The sequence below is a fragment of the Bradyrhizobium sp. USDA 3256 genome (genome assembly GCF_054058275.1).
In genome coordinates this window covers 391,300-411,182 of sequence record NZ_JBSSAE010000002.1, presented here as the reverse complement: position 1 = coordinate 411,182, position 19,883 = coordinate 391,300, and the positions used below count along the sequence as shown (strand labels likewise).

Below are 19,883 nucleotides of genomic sequence, written 5' to 3'. Positions count from 1 at the left end.
CAGGAACCGGCGTCCGCATGACGAGTTCAACGGGAAGTAATCGGAGGAGTACCATGATTTCCGACCCTAGCGATGCGGCCATCGATCAGATCGTGGCGAGCTGCAATGGCGACCTGCGCGGCGCCCTGAAGGCACTGTTGCTGGTGAATGAGCACCTGGAGGCGGAGCTTCAGCAATTCTATGCTGCCGTAGCCCAGGACACCGCGTCCCGCGGCAAGTTCTTGCACTAGCCTCCTGCGCCGGACCGTACCGCGAGCAAGCATCAGGCTCGCGCGCAACGTGCCCATTCGCGGCCATCGCCCCACGATCGCGATCAATCGCACGCAATCAGATATCGCGGCCTTCGACCTTTTCGGTCAGCTGCTTGACGATCTGCGGCACCTTCTCGAGGTAGGGATCGACAGCCAGCGCCTTGCGGAAGGCGTCGAGCGCACGCTTGTCGTCGCCCATGTCCTGCATGATCATGCCGACGCCCGCCAGCGCGCCGAAATGGCGGGGTTCGCGGGTCAGCACCTGCTGCAGGTCTCCCAGCGAACGAACGTAATCGTTCTTCAAGTAGTAGATCGTCGCACGCCGGTTCCAGGCCTCGACATAGTCGGGGCGGAGCTTGATCACCGCGTCCAGCAGCTTCAGCGCGACATCGACATTCTGGGCGTCGATCGCCGCCTTGGCACGCACCATCAACAGCGCCGCGGTATCGCTCGGGGTTTGCAGCCACAGCGCCCAGATCCGCGCCTCGACATGCCGGGCACTATCCTCGTCGGGCGCGGCCTTCAGCGCGCCGAACAGGAAATCCAGCCCGCGGGTCCGGTCGGCCGGCACCTTCGGCAGCTTGGTCGGAGCCTCAGGTAGTTTTTTCTGGGCCCTGGGCGGCGGGACCACCCGCGGATCGTCCTGCGCGACGGCTGCAACAGGCATGGCCAGAAGCGCGGCGATCAGGATCGCCAGCCAGCGGTTGGTGGGTCCCAGGAACTTGAATCCGAGCTTTAATCCCATGGCCGAAGTCTAGACGCACAACGCCGCACTGCAAAGCAGCGCGGCGTCAAAGACCTGTGAAGGAGTGATCGGAATCGGCCGGCGATCCGGGCGGGATCAGCCTTGTCGATCAGATTTGTCGGATCAACCCTGGCGCGCCTTGAAGCGGCGCTGGACCTTGTTGATCACGTAGACGCGGCCCTTGCGGCGAACCAGACGGTTGTTGCGATGGCGGCCGCGCAGCGACTTGAGCGAGTTACGGACCTTCATGGGACAATCCTGTTACTTCGAAAGGCCCGTGTTGGAGGCCGTACCTGATCAATGCCAATATTTGGCAAAATGGGATTTATCCCGATAAGCGGCCTGCCGCCCGGGACGGCCGCGTTCTAAGCCATCGGACCGTTAAATGTCAACCGAGACGGGCCGATTTTCGGGCCTGTTCTGGCCGGGAACCCGCCCAAGGCACCGCGCCACGCCATTGAGATCGCTTCGGAAACGGCGACGACCACAATTATCCGGACCAACGACGCGACCCGCCATCTCTCTTTGACCATGGCGTCACGGCCGCCGAATCGCGCTTTCGTCCTCCTCGCGCCCGCCCATGACCGGACCTCGTGTCGTTTTGAGCTCGGCGCGCGACCATATCCCCTCGGCGCTTGCGAAAATCGTTATATCATATAATTATTTTCCATCACCAATGAACACGCCGCCGGGGAAGCCGAATGCCCAAGCTCAAACTGCCCGATATCGAAAAGGTCACAGCGATCGACATCCACACCCACGCCGAGGAGCCGTGCGGCATGCATGGCGACGACGGCTATGACGATTTCCAGGCGCAGATGGCCGACTACTTCAAGTCGCCGCACAAGCATCCGCCGACCGTGCCGGAGACCGCCGCCTACTACCGCGCCAAGAACATCGCCGCCGTGATCTTCCCGGTCGACGCCGAGCGCGAGACCGGCTTCCGCCGCTACAACAATTACGAAATGCTCGAGGTCGCCTCCGACCATCTCGACGTGCTGATCCCGTTCGTCTCGATCGACCCGCACAAGGGCAAGCTCGGCGTCCGCGAGGCACGCAAGCTGATCGAGGAATACGGTGTCCGCGGCTTCAAATTCCACCCGACCATGCAGGGCTTCTACGCCAATGACCGCATGGCCTATCCGCTCTATGAAGCCATCAATGACGGCGGCGCGATCGCGCTGTTCCACACCGGCCAGACCGGCGTCGGCTCGGGCATGCCGGGCGGCATGGGGATGCGGCTGAAATATTCCAACCCGATGTACATGGACGACGTCGCGGCCGATTTCCCCGACCTCAAGATCATCCTCGCACATCCTTCCTTCCCCTGGCAGGAAGAGGCGCTGTCGGTCGCGACCCACAAGCCGAACGTCTATATCGACCTGTCCGGCTGGTCGCCGAAATACTTCCCGCCGATCCTGGTGCGCTACATCAACTCGATCCTGCAGGACAAGATGCTGTTCGGCTCAGACTGGCCGGTGATCACGCCGGACCGCTGGCTCGCCGACTTCGCCAAGCTCGACATCCGCGAGGAGATCCGGCCGAAGGTCCTGAAGGCCAACGCGCGGAAGATTTTGGGGATCTAAGGGAGTATTGTCGGCGGCAAGCTTCGGAGGTGGTTCATGACGAACTTCACCGGACTTGCCACCCTCTCCGCACTCCTGATCGGAAGCGCAGGGCTCTACTGCGCGGCACGCGGCGGGCAGCCGCCCGCGTTCGTCGAATTCGAGAGCCCGCTTGCAAGTGCGCAGCCGCTGCAAGGCTATCTGCGAACACCCGATGGACCGGGCCCCTCACCCGCCGTGGTGCTGCTGCACGGCTGCGGCGGCTTCTTCAAGCAACTCGACGAGCGCTGGGGCAAGCGGCTGGCGGCCTGGGGCTATGTCACGCTCACGGTCGACCGGTTTGGGCCGCGCGGCATCACCAGCGCCTGCACGGGCGGCGCGCCGGCCGCAACCGTCCATGACGCCTATCGTGCGCTGAGCTATCTCGCGCGGCAATCGGCGGTCGATCCAGATCGCGTCGCGGTGGTCGGGTTCTCGCAAGGCGCCTGGCTCGCCCTGCTCTCGGTCGAGCGTGGCGCGATCGAACATAACGCGGCAGAGAAATTCCGCGCGGCCGTCGCGTTCTACCCACCCTGCCTCAGCATCAAGGGCGACATGACGGTGCCGACGCTGATCATGGTCGGCGAGCTCGACGACTGGACGCCGGCCAAGGAGTGCCGGACCCTGGCCGAGGGCCGCGACGACTACGGCATCTCCCGGCAGAATAGTGCGGGACACCCGATCGAGCTGATTGTCTATCCCGGCGCCTATCACGGTTTCGACGTGCCGCATTACAGCACGCCGGTGCAGATGCTGGGTCATCACCTCGAATTCAACGAGGTGGCCAGGGATCAATCCATCGACGCACTCAGGAAATTCCTGTATGCGACAATCGGCGGGCAAGAGAGATCACAATGACCATCAAGGCAATCGTCTTCGACGCCTACGGCACGCTCTACGACGTCCAGTCGGTGGCCGACGTCACCGAGGATGCGTTTCCCGGCTACGGCGACATCATCACTCAGATCTGGCGCATCAAGCAGCTCGAATACTCCTGGCTGCGTTCGCTGATGCGGCGCTACCAGGATTTCGCCATCGTGACTCGCGATTCCCTCGCCTACACGCTGCGCTGCCTCGGCCTGCAATACGACGCGGCGACCTTCGCCCGCATCATCGACAAATATCAGCATCTGGCGCTGTATCCGGATGCGGTCGGCGCGCTCGAGGCGATGAAGGACAAGAAGCTCGCGATCCTGTCCAACGGCAGCCCTGACATGCTGAATGCGCTGGTGCGCAATTCAGGGCTCGACCGCGTGCTCGACGCGACCATCAGCGTCGACGCCCACAAGGTGTTCAAGCCGGCGCCCGAGGCCTACACGCTGATCGAGGAGGTGCTGAAAGTACCGCCGGCGGAGGTGCTGTTCATCTCCTCCAATCCGTGGGACGCCTGCGGTGCCAAGTCGTTCGGCCTCAACGTCGCATGGATCGAGCGGGTGACGCCGCAGGCGATGGCGCTGGCCTGCGTCGAAAGCGAGACGGTCGCCCCATTGACGATGTTCAAGACGCTACGTACCCAGATGGACGAGCTCGGCGTCGTGCCCGATCACCGGATCCACGGTCTCTCCGAACTTCCCGCCCTGGTGTCTGCAAGGTCCTGAACGACATGAGCCTCGAGTCCGTCCGCGCCTTCTTCGCCGAGAAGGCGCCCGAAATCTCCGTGATCGAATCCACCACGAGCTCCGCGACCGTCGTGCTGGCGGCGGAGGCCTATGGCGTCGAGCCGGCGCGGATCGCCAAGACGCTGAGCCTGCGGGTCGGCGACCGCGTAGTGCTGATCGTCGCCGCCGGGACGGCGCGAATGGACAACAAGAAGGTGAAGGCGGCGTTCGGCGGCAAGCCGAAGATGCTCGGCCTCGACGAGGTCGCCGACATCACCGGCCACGAGGTCGGCGGCGTCTGCCCGTTCGGGCTGAAGACGCCGCTGCCGGTCTATTGCGACGTATCGCTGAAGGCGTTCGATGTCGTGGTGCCGGCGGCAGGCTCGACCCACAGCGCGGTCCGCATCACGCCCGACAGGATGGCGGAGCTGACTGCGGCCGAATGGGTCGACGTCTGCGAAGTCAGACCTGGGGACTAGTCTTCATCGTCGAACGGCGGCCGCGATGGCGCCGGCTGCATCGGCTGTGGTGCGCGCGGCCGCTGCTGCATCTGCGGCTGCTGCGGCGCGCGGCCCTGCGCTTGCGGCTGTTGGGCTCGCCCCTGTGTCTGCGACTGTTGCGCGTTTGATTCGAACACGGCACGACAACTGTTGGAAAGTTGCGGCGTGTTCTGCCGCAGGCATGCCACGATGCGCTGCACGTCGGGCACCTGGTCGCTGCAGAGCCGCCACACGTCCGGTGTGCACGCCATCTGCTGTTCCCAGGTTCCCCGATACTCCTCGGCGATGGCGGCCGTTGCCGTGACAGCTCCGCCGATCGCTATTGCAAGGCTCATGACGATCCGCTGCGATCGCATGTCGGGCTCCCGTTGTTCCAGATACTGGCCCGCGCGCGCATGTTCCCGCGCCGCGATTTGCTCCAAAGCTGCCCAATGAATGCGGCCAAGGATCGTTCGCGCGGACAACTAAAAGTGAAGAGAGTTTGTCCCGGGAGTTCCCTACTCGACCTTGCCGATCTTCTTCACCGCCGCGATCAACCGCGCGCTGTCGTCTGCAACAAATTTTGAGAACGCCGGCGCGTCCATATAAGCGACAGGACTGCCCGCGGTTTCGAAGGTCTTGATTACCTGCGGCGCCTTCACGGCATCGGCCATCGCCGCGCGCAACCGGTCCATGATCGGCATCGGCAGCGCTGACTGCGCGAACAGTCCCGCCCAGATGTAGAACTCGACGTCCTTGTAGCCGAGTTCCTTGAAGGTCGGCAGATTGGGGAAGCTCGCGATCCGCTCGGCGCCCCAATTGGCGAGAACGCGCATCTTGCCGTCCTCGACCTGCTGCTTGAGCGTGCCCGGGGCCGACGCCAATGCCTGCACGGTGCCGGAGAGCAGCGCGGTGAGCGCCGGGCCTGCGCCGCGGAACGGCACGTGCAGCAGCTTTATTCCTGCGCTCGCCGCGAACATCTCCATCGCGACATGCAGCGTGCCGTACGGACCGGACGAGCCGTAGGGGATCTGTCCCGGGCGTTTCTTCGCGTCGTCGACGAATTCCTGCAGCGTCTTCCACGGCGCCGAGGCCGGCACCGCCAGCAGCGTCGGGTCGGCAAGCACGCGCGCGATCGGCGCGAACTGCGACACCTCATAAGCCACCGGACGATCGAACAGCCGGTCGGCCTCCGGCAGCACTGCGAGCGAGGACAGCGTCATCAGCAGCGTGTAGCCATCGGGCTCGGCGCGCGCTGCCTGCGCATTGCCGATCGATCCGCCTGCTCCGCCGGCGCGATTGTCGACGATCACGGGCTTGCCGAGGATACGCTCCAGCGCGAGCGCCACCGGCCGCGCCGCAAGGTCGGCCTGGCCGCCGGCCGGAAACGGCACGATCATCGTGATGTTGCGGTTGGGATAGGCGCCTTGCGCAAACGCTGGCTTGGCGAGCGCAGCCTGCGCAAGCGGCAATGCGGCAACGGCGCGCAGGAGTTCGCGGCGATTCATCGAGAGTTTCTCCCCAATCATCTTTTTTGGCGATCGCAACCGATCGCGATACCGGGGTCAGAGCCGCGGCTTGGTCGCATCGTGCAGGAGCGGAGCTCTGATCTCAAGCGTCCCGCTGCCGCGTCCGACGCGGGCTGACTTATGGGGAAGATCGAGCCGGGCGGGTCGGGCCGAGTGCATGCTGAGATTCGATCGAATAACGACGGCGCTGTGCTCCCTCTCCCTGTTCTTACAGGGAGAGGGTTGGGGTGAGGGGCTGCCTCCGCGTAAACGGCGACAGCTGGACTTGTGGAGGCTCCCCCTCACCCGGAACGCATCTAACGATGCGTTCCGATCTCTCCCCGCACACGGGGCGAGGTAAAGCTGAATCCGCTGCGCGATGCGGTGTAAATCATCTTGCTCTAACGCTTGCGCGCCGCCTTGCGGGTCTTTCCGACCGACCGCTTGCTGGCCGCGCCGCGCTTGGTCGCGGTCTTCTTGCTGGCGGCTGCGCGTCGGACCGGAGCAGCTGCGGCCGGCCGCTTGCGCGCCACCGCCTTCTTCGGCGCCTTCCTGGCCGTTTCCCTCGCAGCTTTCCTGGCGGCCTTCTTCGCTGCTTGCGGACGCGCGCGTCGCGCGGTTGTCGCGCTGCGGCGCCGCTGCTGCCTCCGATCGGAACGAGGTGGTCGTCGGCATCCAGTGTGAGCTGCTGGAGCGGGAACGCCGGCAGGAAGCTGGGGTCGTTGTAGAGCTTGCTCAAACTGTCCTGATCGAACTTGCCGCCCTGCCCGCGGTCCTCGCCCGCGCCGGCGCGCCAGGCCGCTTCCCAGACCCGGGCCAGGGTCTTGGCACCGTCCTGCATGCAGGCCGCGGTGGCGTCCTTCAGCTTCGACCACAGCGCCTCGACCTGTCCGCTGCCCATATGCGAATTGAACAGGTTGACGATGGTCATCGGCGGCAGCCGCTTCACGGTTCGCTGCATCAGTGCGACCACGGCAACCGCTGCGTCGCGGCCGGTCGGCGTGCCGCCCGGAGCAATCTCCGCGACGTCGCTGGTCCTGGCGTCAGGGATCATCTTGATGAGATCCTTGCCGTGGCGGCCGATCATCGTGGTCTCGTACACGCTGTGCACCTTGGCGTGCGCCTTGTCGTTCGGATCGAGGCCATGGTGGAATTGCGAGATGTGCAGCGGCTGGCAGGCATCGCCGATGTAATGTGCGACGATGCCCGCGGCGCACACGAACTCCAGCTTCTTGTTGGCGGCGGCGTACTCGACCATCTCGTCGAAAATCTGCCAGACCCGGAACGGCAGCGCGCCGCGCCGGTCCTCGCCGATCCCTTCGTAATAGTCGTTCCAGACCTTCGGATCGACGTTGCGCGTCGACTCCGCGCAAAGATCGAGCAGCGTCTTGCCGTTCCTGCCCGGCTTGTCCATGTCGGCGAAGTGGTTGCTTTCGTCGGTGTGCCGGGTGAAACGCCAGACCAGGTCGGCGACATCGGCCAGCGGCGAGAATGTGCCTCGCTGATGCGGCTTGAGGTCGGCGAGCAGCTTGTCGTCGAGGCCGATATTGTCGGAATTGGCGTCCATCATGGTGGCGAGCTTGGGCAGCTTCGCATCGATCAGACCGGTCGCGTAGGCACCGATCTTGACGTGGCCCCATTCGCCCCAATACTCGGTGTGACCGGCATTCCAGTCGCCGATCAACTCGACATCGAGCTCGCGGCACAGTGTCGACATGCAGATGCCGAGCGCGACCTGCATCGGGACCTTGCCGCTCGATCCGAACAATTCCTGGCCGCCCCATTCGAGCGCCAGGGGGCTGAGGATCCGCGCGCCGCTGGCGTTCTTCTTGGCGTCCGGATCGTCGACAAACCAGACCGTGCCGGAGTCGCCGGGATAATTGTTGAGCGGCGTGTCGCCGTCGCGCGGGCCGATCACGAAATCGCTGACATATTCCATGCCGCCGACGGTCTTGTAGCGATAGAACAGGCCGAGGATCTTGCCCTTCATCAATCCGCTGGTCGCACCGAACGCGATCAGCGGCTGGTTGATGATGTCGAGACGGAAGGTGCCGACATTGAGGTCGACGACGTCGCCGACCTGGCCGACGCCGTAAACCTGCGCGGTCCAGCCCTTGACGTCATCGACGCGGATCAGGCCGGCATCGAGATTGGCCACCACGCGCGAGCCGGGCCAGCCGGGATAGACCTCGCTGAAGGCGCGCTTGCCGAGTTGCAGCGCATCACTGACGCCGAGGCGGCGATCGGTGTTCTTGAAGCCGGCGAAGATCTCGCGGCCGGCGGCGCCGACCACGTGACGGTTGGAGAGCGCAAACACCGTCTCGCCGTTGGTGACGAGACAGCCGATCGAGCCGCGGTGGATCTTGCCCTGGATCATGGTCTGTACCGGAAAGCCGCCGCCGACCAGATCGCTCCTGAACACCGGCGGATCGACGGTGCCGGGGCTGCCCTCGTTCGGATCGACCTTGACGACGCAGGTGGGCACGACGCGACCGTCCGGCAGATAGAGGAACGGAGGTACCAGCTGGTCCTGCTTCTCGGGATGGTTTTTCAGCTCGGAGCGCTTCATCCAGTCGCGGACGAAGACGAGGATGCAGGGCCACGACCAATCCTTGACCGACGAATTGAACAGCGTGCGCGGACCGAGCGCCTGCGGCTTGGAGTGCGCCTTTCTTTCCGTCGCGTTGCGGTCGTTGTCCCGGATCAGATAGCGGCCGATCGCCGTGGCATAGACCGATTGCAGATGTGCCAGATGCACGTGATAGGCCTCGCGGGCATCGAGCAGGTCCTTCACCGACAATGACGTGAAATCGTGCTTGGTCAGATCAATCATCTGGTTCCTCCGAAAATGCGCTTTGCGGCAACACCGGTCCAGGACGCAGAAATAGACGATCGCGGCAGCCCACGATCATGGGTTAGTTCACATAAGTTATACAATTTAAAAGGGATGACACGAATGTGACGGGGCGGGGCGGATGTCCTTCCACCGGTCCGCGTGCGGATTTCTATTTCCGCTGCGCGCGGCCTTTGGCGAAATGCTTCGCCAGGAAATCCGCCAGCACCTCGACGCGGGCGGGCCGCGGGCCGCCGGGCGGGGTGACGAGATGCACGGCGCCCTCGGGCTGCTTCCAGCCCTTCAGGATCACCTCGACCTCGCCGCGCGCGATCGCATCGCCGACGATGAAGTCGGGCAGATCGGCGATGCCGAGACCGGCGAGCAGCGCGGGCATCACCGCCTCGCCGTTGTTGACCCGGAGCTGGCCGGCGGGACGCACGCTCGCCTGCTCGCCTGACGCATTGGTGTAGTGCCAGACGCCCTGGGTCGAGAGATAGGCGTAGCCGAAGCATTTGTGCTCGGCGAGATGCATCGGATGGGTCGGCCGGCCGTGGCGCTTCAGATAGGACGGCGCGGCCACCGTGTAGCGCGGCATGCCGCACAGCCGCCGCGCGATCAGCGATGAATCCGGCAGCCGCGCGATGCGCAGGCCGGCGTCGAAGCCCTCGCCGATCAGGTCGACCGTGGCATCGCTCAGGTGCAGGTCGATCGAAACCTCCGGATAGGCCTCCATGAATTCCGGCAGCAGCGGCGCCACCGTCTTGATGCCGAAACTCATCGGCACCGCGAGCCGCACCAGGCCGCGCGGCGTGGTCGATTGCGCCAGCGCCTCGTTCTCGGCGGCCTCGCCATCGGCGAGCAGGCGCGCGGCGCGCTCCGACAATTTCTGGCCGGCATCGGTCAGCGCCAGCCGCCGCGAGGTGCGGTTGAACAGCCGGGCGCCGAGCCGCTCCTCCAGCCGGCTGACCGCCTTGGACACCGTCGCCTTGGACAGCGAGAGCTCGGTCGCGGCCGCCGCAAATGAACGTAATTCCACGACTTTTGCGAAGATCGCGAGCGCCTCGAAGTCCGGCAGTTTCGACATGGGCCGCTGTCCTGATTGCTCAATACTGGAAACAATGAGTTTCAATAGTTTCTATTTCTATACCACAGCCGGAGGCATATCCAAGGGTCATCGAAATTCAATCAATGGAGAAATCCAATGACCAAGAAGCTCACAGGCAAGGTTGCCCTCGTCACCGGCGGTTCGCGCGGCATCGGCGCAGCCAGCGCGCGTGCACTCGCCGCGGAAGGTGCGAGCGTCGCGATCAGCTACGTCGCCTCTCCCGAGAAGGCCGAGGCCGTCGTCGCCGAGTTGAAGGGCAAGGGCGTCAACGCCCGCGCCTACAAGGCCGACCAGGCCTCGTCATCCGATGTCGATCAGCTGGTGAAGACTGTCGCCAAGGATTTTGGCCGGCTTGACATCCTGGTCAACAATGCGGGTGTCGCATCGGGCGGCGCGGTCGACGATCCCGAGGCCGACACTGCGACGCTCGCCCGCCAGGAGGCGATCAACATCGACGGCGTGATCACCGCGATCCGCGCCGCCTCCAAGCTGATGGGCGAAGGCGGCCGCATCGTCACCGTCGGCTCCATGCTGGCGGATCGCGCCTCGTTCCCAGGCCTTGCCGACTACGTCGCCACCAAGGCGGCCGTCGTCGGCTACACCAAGGGCGCGGCGCGCGACCTCGGACCACGCGGCATCACGGTAAATGTGGTGCAGCCCGGCTCGATCGACACCGACATGAACCCGAAGGACGGTGGCGAGTTTGCCGAGACGCAACGCCTGCAGCATGCGCTGCAGCGCTTCGGCCGCCCCGAAGAAGTCGCGGCAGGCGTCGTGTTCCTGGCGAGCCCGGAAGCGTCGTTCGTGACCGGCACCGTGCTCAACGTCGACGGCGGCTTCGGCGCCTGATCGCAAAATTTTCTGGAGACGCCGGGCGCAGAGCGCCCGGCCCGCTCCTCAACATCGACATCAAGGGGAATGACCATGATCGAACTCAGACCATTCGCAAAGCTCGGCGGTGCCGACCACGGCTGGCTGAAGGCCAAGCACCACTTCTCGTTCGCGAGCTACTACGATCCCGACAATGTCAGCCACGGCGCGCTGCGCGTGTGGAACGACGATGAGATCGCGCCCAACTCCGGCTTCCCGGCGCATCCGCACGCCAACATGGAGATCATCACCTATGTTCGCGAAGGCGCGATCACGCACCAGGATTCGCTCGGCAACAAGGGACGTACCGAAGCCGGCGACGTCCAGGTGATGAGCGCCGGCAGCGGCATCCGTCACTCCGAGTACAATCTGGAGCCGGCGAAGACCAAGATCTTCCAGATCTGGATCGAGCCGACGACGACGGGCGGCCAGCCGACCTGGGGCTCCAAGCCGTTCCCGAAGGCGGACCGTTCGGGCAAGCTCGTCACCATCGCCTCGGGCATCGACGGCGACAATGACGCGCTGCCGATCCGCGCCAATGCGCGGGTGCTCGCCACCACGCTGAAGGCCGGCGAGAGCGCGGAATACGCTGCCGACAAGGCCCGTCACCTCTATCTGGTGCCGGCGGCCGGCAGCATCGAGGTCAACGGCGTGCGCGTCAATGCGCGCGACGGCGCCGCGATCCGCGACGAAGCCACGCTGAAGATCACCGCGCTCGAGGATGCCGAGCTCGTGCTGGTCGACGCGGCCTGATCACCACTCACCCTGCATGCGCGGACCGACGTCCGCGCATGCCCCTCCCCAAATCATCTTCCCCTACCTCAAACCCAAAGGAGGCCATCATGGCCAAGGTTCTCGTTCTCTATTACTCCGCCTACGGTCACATCGAAGCCATGGCGAATGCCGTCGCGGAAGGCGCGCGCGAAGCCGGCGCCACCGTCGACATCAAGCGCGTCCCCGAGCTGGTGCCGGCCGAAGTCGCCAAGGCCTCGCACTACAAGCTCGACCAGGCCGCGCCGATCGCCAAGATCGACGATCTCGCCAATTACGATGCGATCATCGTCGGCACCGGCACCCGCTTCGGCCGCATGGCCTCGCAGATGGCCAACTTCCTCGACCAGGCCGGCGGCCTCTGGGCAAAGGGCGCGCTGCACGGCAAGGTCGGCGGCGCCTTCACCTCGAGCGCGACCCAGCATGGCGGCCAGGAGACCACGCTGTTCTCGATCATCACCAACCTCCTGCATTTCGGCATGACGGTGGTCGGGCTGAACTACGGCTTCGCCGGCCAGATGAAGCTCGACGAGGTCACCGGCGGCGCGCCCTACGGCGCAACCACGATCACCGGCGGCGACGGCAGCCGCCAGCCGAGCGAGAACGAACTCGCCGGCGCCCGCTATCAGGGCCGCGCGGTCGCGGAGACCGCGAGGAAACTTCACGGCTGATGCGATGGGGGCGGCATTCTCGTTCGCGATTGCCGCCCCTACCTAAGTCGCGACGTCGTTGCCGGACAACGGCGCAAGAGCGATCGCTGCTCGAACGCCGAGAGACGCCAAGAGACGCCAAGAAAGGCCGATAATCGACGTAATAGGCGTCCATGCCCAAGATCGCCTGACAATTGGCCGCGAATCGAGCCCTTGAGCGGCGACAAGCCGCGTGTCATCGTGCGCGTCAATATCCAGGCCGGAGCAACATGACGGTTCCCTGTCGCGTCCTAATGATCTATCCGAAGTTCGTTCAAGACTCCTTCTGGAACTACACGGAAGCTTGTGAACTCGTCGATGCGAAGTATCCGGCGGCGCCACTCGGACTGATCACCGTCGCCGCCATGCTGCCGAAGCATTGGGATATTCGCCTCGTCAACCGTAACACCGAGCCCTTGACGGACGCCGATCTCGACTCGGCCGATCTTGTCATGATCGGCGGCATGCTCAACCAGCAGCCTGATTTTCTCCACCTGATCGATCTCGCACACCGGCACGGCAAGCCGGTATGTGTCGGCGGACCTGACGTCTCCTCCAGCCCGCATCTTTACGCCGACGCGGACTTCCAGGTGATCGGTGAGGCAGAACAAATCATTCAGCAATTTGTCGCCGCCTGGGAAAGTGGAGAGCGCAAGGGCGTGTTCGTCGCCGAGAAATTCAAGATCGACGTCACGCTAAGCCCGATGCCCCGCTATGACCTGATCAATTTCGACCACTATCTCTTCATTGGCGTGCAATATTCGCGTGGCTGCCCGTTCACCTGCGAGTTCTGCGATATTATCGAGCTGTATGGTCGTGTGCCGCGCACCAAGACCCCCGATCAAATTCTCGCTGAGTTGCAAGCGCTCTACGATCGCGGTTATCGCGGACATGTCGATTTCGTCGACGACAACTTCATCGGGAACAAGAAAAACCTCCGCATCCTGCTGCCGCAGCTCAAAGCGTGGCTGGAGGAGCGAGACTATCCGTTCGAGTTTTCGACGGAAGCCTCGATCAATATCGCTGACGACAGCGAGCTGTTGCAGGCGATGAAGGACGCGAACTTCTTCGGGATTTTCGTCGGCATTGAGAGCCCGGATCCGGAGACCCTCGTGCAGATGAAGAAGAAGCAGAACACCCGGCGCGACATCGCCGAATGCATTCACAAGATCTATGGCTACGGCATGTTCGTCACCGCGGGCTTCATCGTCGGGTTCGATACCGAGAAAGCCTCGATGGGGCACGCGATGATCGACTTCATCGAGGAGGCGAGCATTCCAGTCTGCATGGTTGGACTGCTCTATGCACTGCCGGGCACGCAGCTGACGCGGCGGCTGGCGAAGGAAGGCCGCCTGCACGAAGGCCATGATCTCATGAAGGTCGAGCAGGCGGGCGACCAATGCACGCTCGGCTGCAATTTCGACACCATACGTCCGCTGCGTGACATCCTCGAGGACTACAAGGCCGTGCTCGGGCACGTGTTCAACCCGACGGCCTATGCAGGACGGCTGTCGCGGCTCGCCGCCATGCTCGACCGGTCCGACCGGCGCCGCGACCTGCCGGATGGCGACATACGCAAGAGGCTTGGCGGCCTCGAGGGCGTGCACACGATCATGCGTGCCTTGCCGGAGGTCCGCGAACCGTTCTGGAAGACCTTCGTCGAGGTCGCCAAGTCCAATCCGGGCGCGCTTCGCTACATCGTGATGTTGATGGCGCTGTATTTGCATTTCGGGCCATTCTCGAAACACGTGATCCGTGAGATTGACCGCCGGATTGCCGCCCTCGACGATATGCCGCCGGTGAGGGCCACGGAGCTTGGGCCGCGAACTAACCTACATGCGGTTTGACGGCAAAGCGCGTTCGTGCGCTTCGCCGACCAGAGCACGTCGCGCGGAACGAGAGGATCGGTTCCCCAAGGTCATCGCGATCAAGTCGTGATAGCAGAAACACTGTACGTCGCGCAGCCCAGAGGTTTTGTCATGACCAACACACAGAAGACCCGCTGGCCGGAACTGCCGACCGCGGCGTGGCGCGACAGCTGTGCCACGCTCCAGCTCTTCACCCAGATCGCCGGCAAGATCCGGCTGGTGAAGTCGCCCTGGCTCAATCACTCCTGGCACGTCACGCTCTATGTCACGGCGCGCGGGCTGACGACCTCGCCGATCCCCGACGGCGATCGCACGTTCCAGATCGACTTCGATTTCATCGATCACATGCTGCGCATCTCGACCAGCGACGGCACCGAACGGCAATTCACGCTGGCCGGTCAATCGGTCGCAAGCTTCTACGCGGCGGTCATGACCAATCTGAAGGACCTCGGCATCGACATCGCCATTGACGAGATACCGAACGAAGTCGCCGATCCGATCCGGTTCTCGCAGGATACGCAGCATGCGTCCTACGACGCGGATGCCGTGCACAGGTTTCACCAGATCCTCGTGAACTGCGACCGCGTATTCAAGCAATTCCGGACCGGCTTCCTCGGCAAGGCGAGTCCGGTGCATTTCTTCTGGGGCAGCTTCGATCTCGCGGTGACGCGCTTCTCCGGCAGAACCGCTCCGCGGCATCCCGGCGGCGTGCCCCATTTGCCCGATGAGGTGGCGCACGAAGCCTATTCGCACGAGGTCAGCAGCGCCGGCTTCTGGCCGGGCGGCGGCGCGATCGATTATCCCGCGTTCTATTCCTACGCCTATCCGGAACCCGCGGGCTATCGCAGCACGCCGGTACGGCCCGATGCTGCGTTCTTCAGCGAGGCGCTTGGCGAATTCATCCTGCCCTACGACGCCGTGCGGACGGCTGCCGACCCCGACAAGGCGCTGCTCGAATTCCTGCAATCGAGCTATGAGGCCGCGGCCATCAACGCGAACTGGGACCGTGCTGCGCTGGAATGCGCACCGGGCCAGCCGGGCATGGTCCGAGGGATCTAAAGCATGATCCGGAAAAGTGCGAAGCGGTTTTCCGAAAAGATCATGCTCAAACAAAGAGCTAAGGCGCGATGACGATTCAACCTAATCTCATCGCGCTTTAGCGGCGCGCCGCACCGGCGGCTCAATCCTCTTCGCGCGACGGGGTCGCCTTGCCGAGCGCCTGCTTCAGCCGCGCTGAGAATTTCGGAGTGACGCAGCGCCAGCACGGCGCGGTCGCGACCAAACACTGCATTTGCGATTCTCGTGGACAGTCGCCGAAGGCGCATAAGTTAAACTTTCGTGTTACGTCTTTACTGCATCGCTGCTTGGCCGAGCTATCTTTCAGACGACGCCCGCAACCCCGGCCGACTCGAACACAACAGGCAGTATATTCGTGAGCGCCCCGCAACCCGTCACGATCCCGCGACAGCCATCGCACGCTGATCGGTCATGACGCGGCCATCGATCCTTGCCTTCGCGGTCAGCGCGTCGATTCTGCTGTCGGTCGCCGCGCGGGCCTGCCCCGCCTTGATCGAAGGTGTCCCGGCCGAACGGCTCGAGGCGCTGTCACGCGGCGTCAATGCCGACGGCTGGATCGCCGATCCGCGGTCGGCGCCGCCCCGCGGCCTGCTGCTCGAGCTGCGCAAGGCCGGCATGACCCACATCCGGCTGCCGGTGCCCGCCGACTTCGTCATGCCGCGCTTCGCCGCGAAAGCGGAGATCGACAGCCGCCTGCGCACCGTCGATGCGGCGCTCAAGACCCTGCTCGCGCTCGGTTATGCGGTGTCGATCGATCTGCATTCCGGCGAGCGCTTCAACGCGCTGCACAAGGACGATCCGCCCGGCGCGATGATCGAAATGAAGCGCGCCTGGACCGAGCTCGCACGGGTCATGCAGCGCAATCCGTCCGACCGCGTGTTTGCGGAACTGTTGAACGAGCCGGATGTCGAGGCCGCGCAATGGCAGGGCGAAGTCCGGGAACTGGCCGGCTTCATTCGCGGCCTGCTGCCGCAGACCACGCTGGTCACCGGTCCGGTCAACTGGCAGCGCGCGGATTCGCTGCCGGATTTCACTCCGCTCGACGATCCGAATGTCGTCTATGCCATCCACTTCTATGATCCGATGGTGTTCACCCATCAGGCCCATTGGGATCCGAGTGAGCCGCTGCACGACGTCACCGGATTGCCCTATCCGGTCCGCGCCGACGATCCCAGGGTTGAGCAGCTGCGGGATCAGCTCACCGCGCTGGACAAGCGCAAGGCGCTCGCGATGGTGGACCGCGCCATTCCCGACCGCGGCATCGACAAATGGCTCGAGCCTGCCGCCGCCTGGCAACGGCAATATTCGCGGCCGATCATCATCAATGAATTCGGTGTGCTCAAGGCCGGAGCGCCGCGCGACAGCCGGCTGCGCTGGCTCGCCGGCGTGACGGCCTACGCCCGGCAACAATGCTGGGGCTGGACCCATTGGGAGCTGTCGCAAGGCTTCGGCCTCGCCGACCCGGTCACTGGCAAGGTCGACCGCGAGGCGCTGAGGGCCCTGCTCGGGACACGCTGACCCATCTGGTTAACCGGTTCTTACACAATGCGCGGCTAGATCGACGATGCGGTGTGGCACCCACACGTCCGGTCACATTAGGTCAGAGCCTGTGCGAGCAGAGATAGCCCCGCGGCCGCTGTTGGCCGGCGATCTGATTCCTGCACTCGGCATCGCCGTGGCATCGATCGCATTCGCGCCGATCATGCAGGCGGCCAACGCCGGGCTCGCGATCGTCGTCGAAAGTCTGATCGGCTGCGCCATCGTGCTCGCGGTGCCGGCCTACGCGCCGTCGATCGCCATCTTCATCATCTTCTTCCAGAACCTCTTCGTCTCGATCCTGTCGTCCTACATGACGACCGAGCAGGAGATGGATTTCGTCAAGGGCTATAATTTCCTGGTCATCGCGGTGATGTGGCTGGTCACGCTGGCGCTCTATGCGCTGCACGAGCGGAAACATTCCGCCGAGATCGACCGGATCATGAAATGGGGGTTGATCACGCTCGCAACCGTGACGGCGTATTTCCTGCTCGGCGCCACGCAGGATTCGCACGCGGCCCTCGTCTATCTGCGCAACATAGCGCTGCCGCTGTTTCTGTTTCAGCTATCGCTGCTGACGGCCGCAACCTTCGAGATCCGCATCACGTCCTTCCTGGTGACGGTTGCCGCGCTGTTGATCGTCTGCGGATATGTCGAACTGCTGTTCCGCGATTTCTGGCTCTCCATCACCAACGGCTACACGTTCTGGCACTTCGACGAACTCAAGGCGAGCCGCTCCGGATCCTGGGAAGCCGAGATGCGCGCAACCGGCAGGGTGCCGGTGGATCTGATCGATCGCTTCCGTTTCAGTTTTCTCAACAGCCCGTTGTTCGAGGACCTCGGCCTCTCGTCGTTGCTGCGCATCTTCGGACCGAATATGAGCCCGATCAGCTTCGGTTACGGAATCGCCTTCTCCATCCTGTTCCTGTTCGCGGTCGGATATCGCTGGCTGGCGCTGGCTGCGATCCCGCTGCTGATTTGCTGCAGCGTGAAAGGCGCGCTCATCCTGGTCATCTTCGTCGCCTTGGGCTGGACGGCAACGTGGCTGCTCGGCGCAACCGTCACCCTTGCCGTCGCGCTGGTCGGGCTCGTGCTGTACGCCATCGCGGCGATCTATATCGGACTCCAGATCGGCGACTTCCACGTGATCGGCTTCATGGGCGGATGGGACGGCTTTCGGCAGAATCCCATCGGCCGCGGACTTGGCGTCGGCGGCAACCTCTCCGAAGGTTATTTCTCGATCGACTGGAACGCCGCGCAGGCGGCCGGCACGATGGACGGCGCGGTGGAGAGCGCCGTCGGCGTGCTGCTGTACCAGATGGGGATCGGCTCGCTGGTGCCGCTTGGCTACTTCCTGGCGATGGCGCTGAAGGCCTGGCGGCTCTACGCCTCGTCGGGAATCCTCATTCAGGGGCTCGCCGCCTTCGGCACGATGGTCGTGCTGGTGAACGGCATCTTCCAGGAAGAGGCGCTGTTTGCGCCGCCGGCACTTGGGCTGTTGCTGTGCCTGACCGGGCTCGTGATCGGCCATCATCTGCGCACGCAAGGCGACGATCGGAAGGTCTCTACGACCGACAGTGCTCCTCAATAAGGAGGGGCCTCGTCGCAGTGCGATCGAGGCCCCGCTCAACCGACGCCGTCAGAGCGGCTTGATCTGCACCTTGCGGAACTTGACCACGCCCGAACCATACTGGAGCGCGATATAGCCGTTGGCGTGCTTGGAATCCTGGGCGTCGACGGTCTTCTGGCCGTTCAGCGTCACGACGAAATGCGGCCCCTGCGCCGTGATCTCGTAGACGTTCCACTTGCCGGCCGCCTTCGGCATCGGATCGACCTTGCCGACGTCGACAATCGCGCCGGTACCGTAGGTCGGGTCCGGCCGCTTGTCGAAGATGTTCACCTCGTAGCAGACCTTGGAGTCGATCACCTTGTTGCCTTCGCAGCGGATGAAGATGCCGCTGTTGGCATCCTCGTCGGTCCAGAACTCCGCCCGGATCTGGAAATCCTTGTATTGGTTTTTGCTGACGAGATAGGAGAGATCCTTGCCGTCGAGCTTGTCGGCGACCAGCGCGCCGTCCTTCATCGCCCAATTGGCCTTGCCGACCTCGTCCCAGTCACCCTTCTTGGAGCTGTCGAGCAGCGTGACCCAGCCGTCGTCCCCCGAGGCGGCGGTGGAAAATTGCAGCGCGGCCGCACCGATCACAAGTCCCGCCGCCAGTATCGACAGATGCTTCTTCAAGGTTATCCTCCCGTCTTTTGGTTGGCGCGCAACCTATCATCGTCTGCGGCGGCGTAAATGCTTTTTCATATTGCAACTGCGTTGTGTCACGGATCGCTGTCGCAATCCTGAGATCAGACATGCACGGACGCGTCTTGCCCGGCGGAAGCGAGGGCGACTAGCTTGCGCGGCATACGGGCGCGGCAGTCGCCCGAGAAATCCGATCTGGGAGCATACCGATGACGGCGTCGAACCGATCATGGCGATACCTGATGATGCCGCTGGCCTTCGCCGGGATGCTGAGCGTCAGCTCCGCGGCTGAGCTCAATCCGGCCGCCGTCACCTACAAGCTGCCGGATCAGATTCCCTGGAGCCCGGTCGACGCACGCGGCGCGCAGAATGCGGTCGTGGTCGGCGATCCCTCGAAGCCCGGCTTCTACATGGTCTACACCAAATGGACCAAGGGCAATCACTTCAGCCGTCCGCACGTCCATCCCAACGACCGTTACATTGTGGTGCTCAAGGGCACCTGGTGGGTGGGCTCGGGTCCGAAATTCGATCCCGATCACGGCACCGTGGCGATGCCGGCCGGCAGCTTCGTCACCCATTTCGGCAAGCAGGTGCACTGGGACGGCGCCAAGGACGAGGACGCCGTGCTGCTGATCATGGGCGAAGGCCCGGCCACCGCGACCGAGGTCGAGCAGAAGTAGCCGGAACCGGCTAGCAAC

At 63.9% G+C, this 19,883-nt stretch carries 20 protein-coding genes; 13 read left to right on the top strand and 7 right to left on the bottom strand.

Annotation, left to right across the window (positions count from 1 at the left end):
* The first annotated feature begins 53 nt into the window (after nucleotides 1–53).
* Complete coding sequence (locus ACVWY5_RS03605; protein ID WP_018269760.1) at nucleotides 54–230, top strand: hypothetical protein; 177 nt, start codon at nucleotides 54–56, stop codon at nucleotides 228–230.
* A 97-nt stretch (nucleotides 231–327) separates the two neighbouring features.
* Here ACVWY5_RS03605 and ACVWY5_RS03600 read toward each other — a convergent pair whose 3' ends face one another.
* On the bottom strand, nucleotides 328–996 hold the full coding sequence (locus tag ACVWY5_RS03600) for a tetratricopeptide repeat protein (RefSeq protein WP_051376054.1): 669 nt from the start codon (nucleotides 994–996) through the stop codon (nucleotides 328–330).
* A 123-nt stretch (nucleotides 997–1,119) separates the two neighbouring features.
* The gene (ykgO, locus tag ACVWY5_RS03595; protein ID WP_002718645.1) at nucleotides 1,120–1,245 is read right to left on the bottom strand and encodes a type B 50S ribosomal protein L36; all 126 of its coding nucleotides are present in this window, start codon (nucleotides 1,243–1,245) and stop codon (nucleotides 1,120–1,122) included.
* A 452-nt stretch (nucleotides 1,246–1,697) separates the two neighbouring features.
* On the opposite strand from ykgO, the gene ACVWY5_RS03590 reads away from it, so the two are divergent.
* The 4 genes from ACVWY5_RS03590 to ACVWY5_RS03575 are packed head-to-tail and all read left to right on the top strand — an operon-like array spanning nucleotide 1,698 to nucleotide 4,677.
* Nucleotides 1,698–2,582: an amidohydrolase family protein gene (locus ACVWY5_RS03590; RefSeq protein WP_028333003.1), complete on the top strand. Its 885-nt coding sequence runs from the start codon at nucleotides 1,698–1,700 to the stop codon at nucleotides 2,580–2,582.
* Nucleotides 2,583–2,618: 36 nt separating this feature from the next.
* Nucleotides 2,619–3,458: a dienelactone hydrolase family protein gene (locus ACVWY5_RS03585; RefSeq protein WP_028333002.1), complete on the top strand. Its 840-nt coding sequence runs from the start codon at nucleotides 2,619–2,621 to the stop codon at nucleotides 3,456–3,458.
* A complete protein-coding gene (locus tag ACVWY5_RS03580) occupies nucleotides 3,455–4,198 on the top strand; it encodes a haloacid dehalogenase type II (protein ID WP_028333001.1) in 744 nt (247 codons plus the stop codon). Before ACVWY5_RS03585 ends, ACVWY5_RS03580 begins: the two co-directional genes overlap by 4 nt.
* 5 nt (nucleotides 4,199–4,203) lie before the next feature.
* Complete coding sequence (locus ACVWY5_RS03575; protein ID WP_028333000.1) at nucleotides 4,204–4,677, top strand: YbaK/EbsC family protein; 474 nt, start codon at nucleotides 4,204–4,206, stop codon at nucleotides 4,675–4,677.
* Here ACVWY5_RS03575 and ACVWY5_RS03570 read toward each other — a convergent pair.
* From ACVWY5_RS03570 to ACVWY5_RS03555, 4 genes are all read right to left on the bottom strand, one after another.
* Nucleotides 4,674–5,120, bottom strand: coding sequence for a hypothetical protein (locus tag ACVWY5_RS03570; RefSeq protein WP_028332999.1), 447 nt, complete (start codon nucleotides 5,118–5,120; stop codon nucleotides 4,674–4,676). The two genes, ACVWY5_RS03575 and ACVWY5_RS03570, sit on opposite strands and share 4 nt — an antisense overlap.
* 75 nt (nucleotides 5,121–5,195) lie before the next feature.
* A complete protein-coding gene (locus tag ACVWY5_RS03565; protein WP_028332998.1) occupies nucleotides 5,196–6,185 on the bottom strand; it encodes a tripartite tricarboxylate transporter substrate binding protein in 990 nt (329 codons plus the stop codon).
* Nucleotides 6,186–6,576: 391 nt separating this feature from the next.
* Complete coding sequence (locus ACVWY5_RS03560; RefSeq protein WP_051376053.1) at nucleotides 6,577–9,018, bottom strand: Nal1-like putative serine protease; 2,442 nt, start codon at nucleotides 9,016–9,018, stop codon at nucleotides 6,577–6,579.
* Between the two features lie 172 nt (nucleotides 9,019–9,190).
* Nucleotides 9,191–10,105, bottom strand: a complete 915-nt coding sequence (locus tag ACVWY5_RS03555) for a LysR family transcriptional regulator (protein ID WP_016846155.1) — start codon at nucleotides 10,103–10,105, stop codon at nucleotides 9,191–9,193.
* A 117-nt stretch (nucleotides 10,106–10,222) separates the two neighbouring features.
* Between ACVWY5_RS03555 and ACVWY5_RS03550 the strand changes: the two genes are divergently transcribed.
* The 7 genes from ACVWY5_RS03550 to ACVWY5_RS03520 all read left to right on the top strand — a co-directional run bounded on the left by ACVWY5_RS03550 (nucleotide 10,223) and on the right by ACVWY5_RS03520 (nucleotide 18,528).
* The gene (locus ACVWY5_RS03550; protein WP_028332997.1) at nucleotides 10,223–10,975 is read left to right on the top strand and encodes an SDR family NAD(P)-dependent oxidoreductase; all 753 of its coding nucleotides are present in this window, start codon (nucleotides 10,223–10,225) and stop codon (nucleotides 10,973–10,975) included.
* 75 nt (nucleotides 10,976–11,050) lie between these two features.
* Nucleotides 11,051–11,749: a pirin family protein gene (locus ACVWY5_RS03545; RefSeq protein WP_028332996.1), complete on the top strand. Its 699-nt coding sequence runs from the start codon at nucleotides 11,051–11,053 to the stop codon at nucleotides 11,747–11,749.
* A gap of 89 nt (nucleotides 11,750–11,838) precedes the next feature.
* The gene (gene wrbA, locus ACVWY5_RS03540) at nucleotides 11,839–12,438 is read left to right on the top strand and encodes an NAD(P)H:quinone oxidoreductase (RefSeq protein ID WP_028332995.1); all 600 of its coding nucleotides are present in this window, start codon (nucleotides 11,839–11,841) and stop codon (nucleotides 12,436–12,438) included.
* 248 nt (nucleotides 12,439–12,686) lie between these two features.
* Entirely contained in the window at nucleotides 12,687–14,303 is a 1,617-nt protein-coding gene (locus ACVWY5_RS03535; protein WP_028332994.1) for a B12-binding domain-containing radical SAM protein, read from the top strand.
* A 132-nt stretch (nucleotides 14,304–14,435) separates the two neighbouring features.
* Nucleotides 14,436–15,383: a DUF5996 family protein gene (locus ACVWY5_RS03530; RefSeq protein WP_028332993.1), complete on the top strand. Its 948-nt coding sequence runs from the start codon at nucleotides 14,436–14,438 to the stop codon at nucleotides 15,381–15,383.
* Between the two features lie 429 nt (nucleotides 15,384–15,812).
* On the top strand, nucleotides 15,813–16,919 hold the full coding sequence (locus ACVWY5_RS03525) for a cellulase family glycosylhydrolase (RefSeq protein WP_028332992.1): 1,107 nt from the start codon (nucleotides 15,813–15,815) through the stop codon (nucleotides 16,917–16,919).
* Between the two features lie 121 nt (nucleotides 16,920–17,040).
* Nucleotides 17,041–18,528, top strand: coding sequence for a hypothetical protein (locus ACVWY5_RS03520; protein ID WP_028332991.1), 1,488 nt, complete (start codon nucleotides 17,041–17,043; stop codon nucleotides 18,526–18,528).
* Nucleotides 18,529–18,576: 48 nt separating this feature from the next.
* Here the strand turns inward: ACVWY5_RS03520 and ACVWY5_RS03515 are convergent, their stop codons facing one another.
* Nucleotides 18,577–19,176 (bottom strand): 3-keto-disaccharide hydrolase, encoded by a 600-nt coding sequence (locus ACVWY5_RS03515; RefSeq protein ID WP_028332990.1) that lies wholly within the window; start codon nucleotides 19,174–19,176, stop codon nucleotides 18,577–18,579.
* Between the two features lie 218 nt (nucleotides 19,177–19,394).
* Here ACVWY5_RS03515 and ACVWY5_RS03510 point away from each other — a divergent pair, with 218 nt between their 5' ends.
* Nucleotides 19,395–19,865, top strand: coding sequence for a cupin domain-containing protein (locus ACVWY5_RS03510; protein ID WP_028332989.1), 471 nt, complete (start codon nucleotides 19,395–19,397; stop codon nucleotides 19,863–19,865).
* Nucleotides 19,866–19,883: the final 18 nt, after the last annotated feature.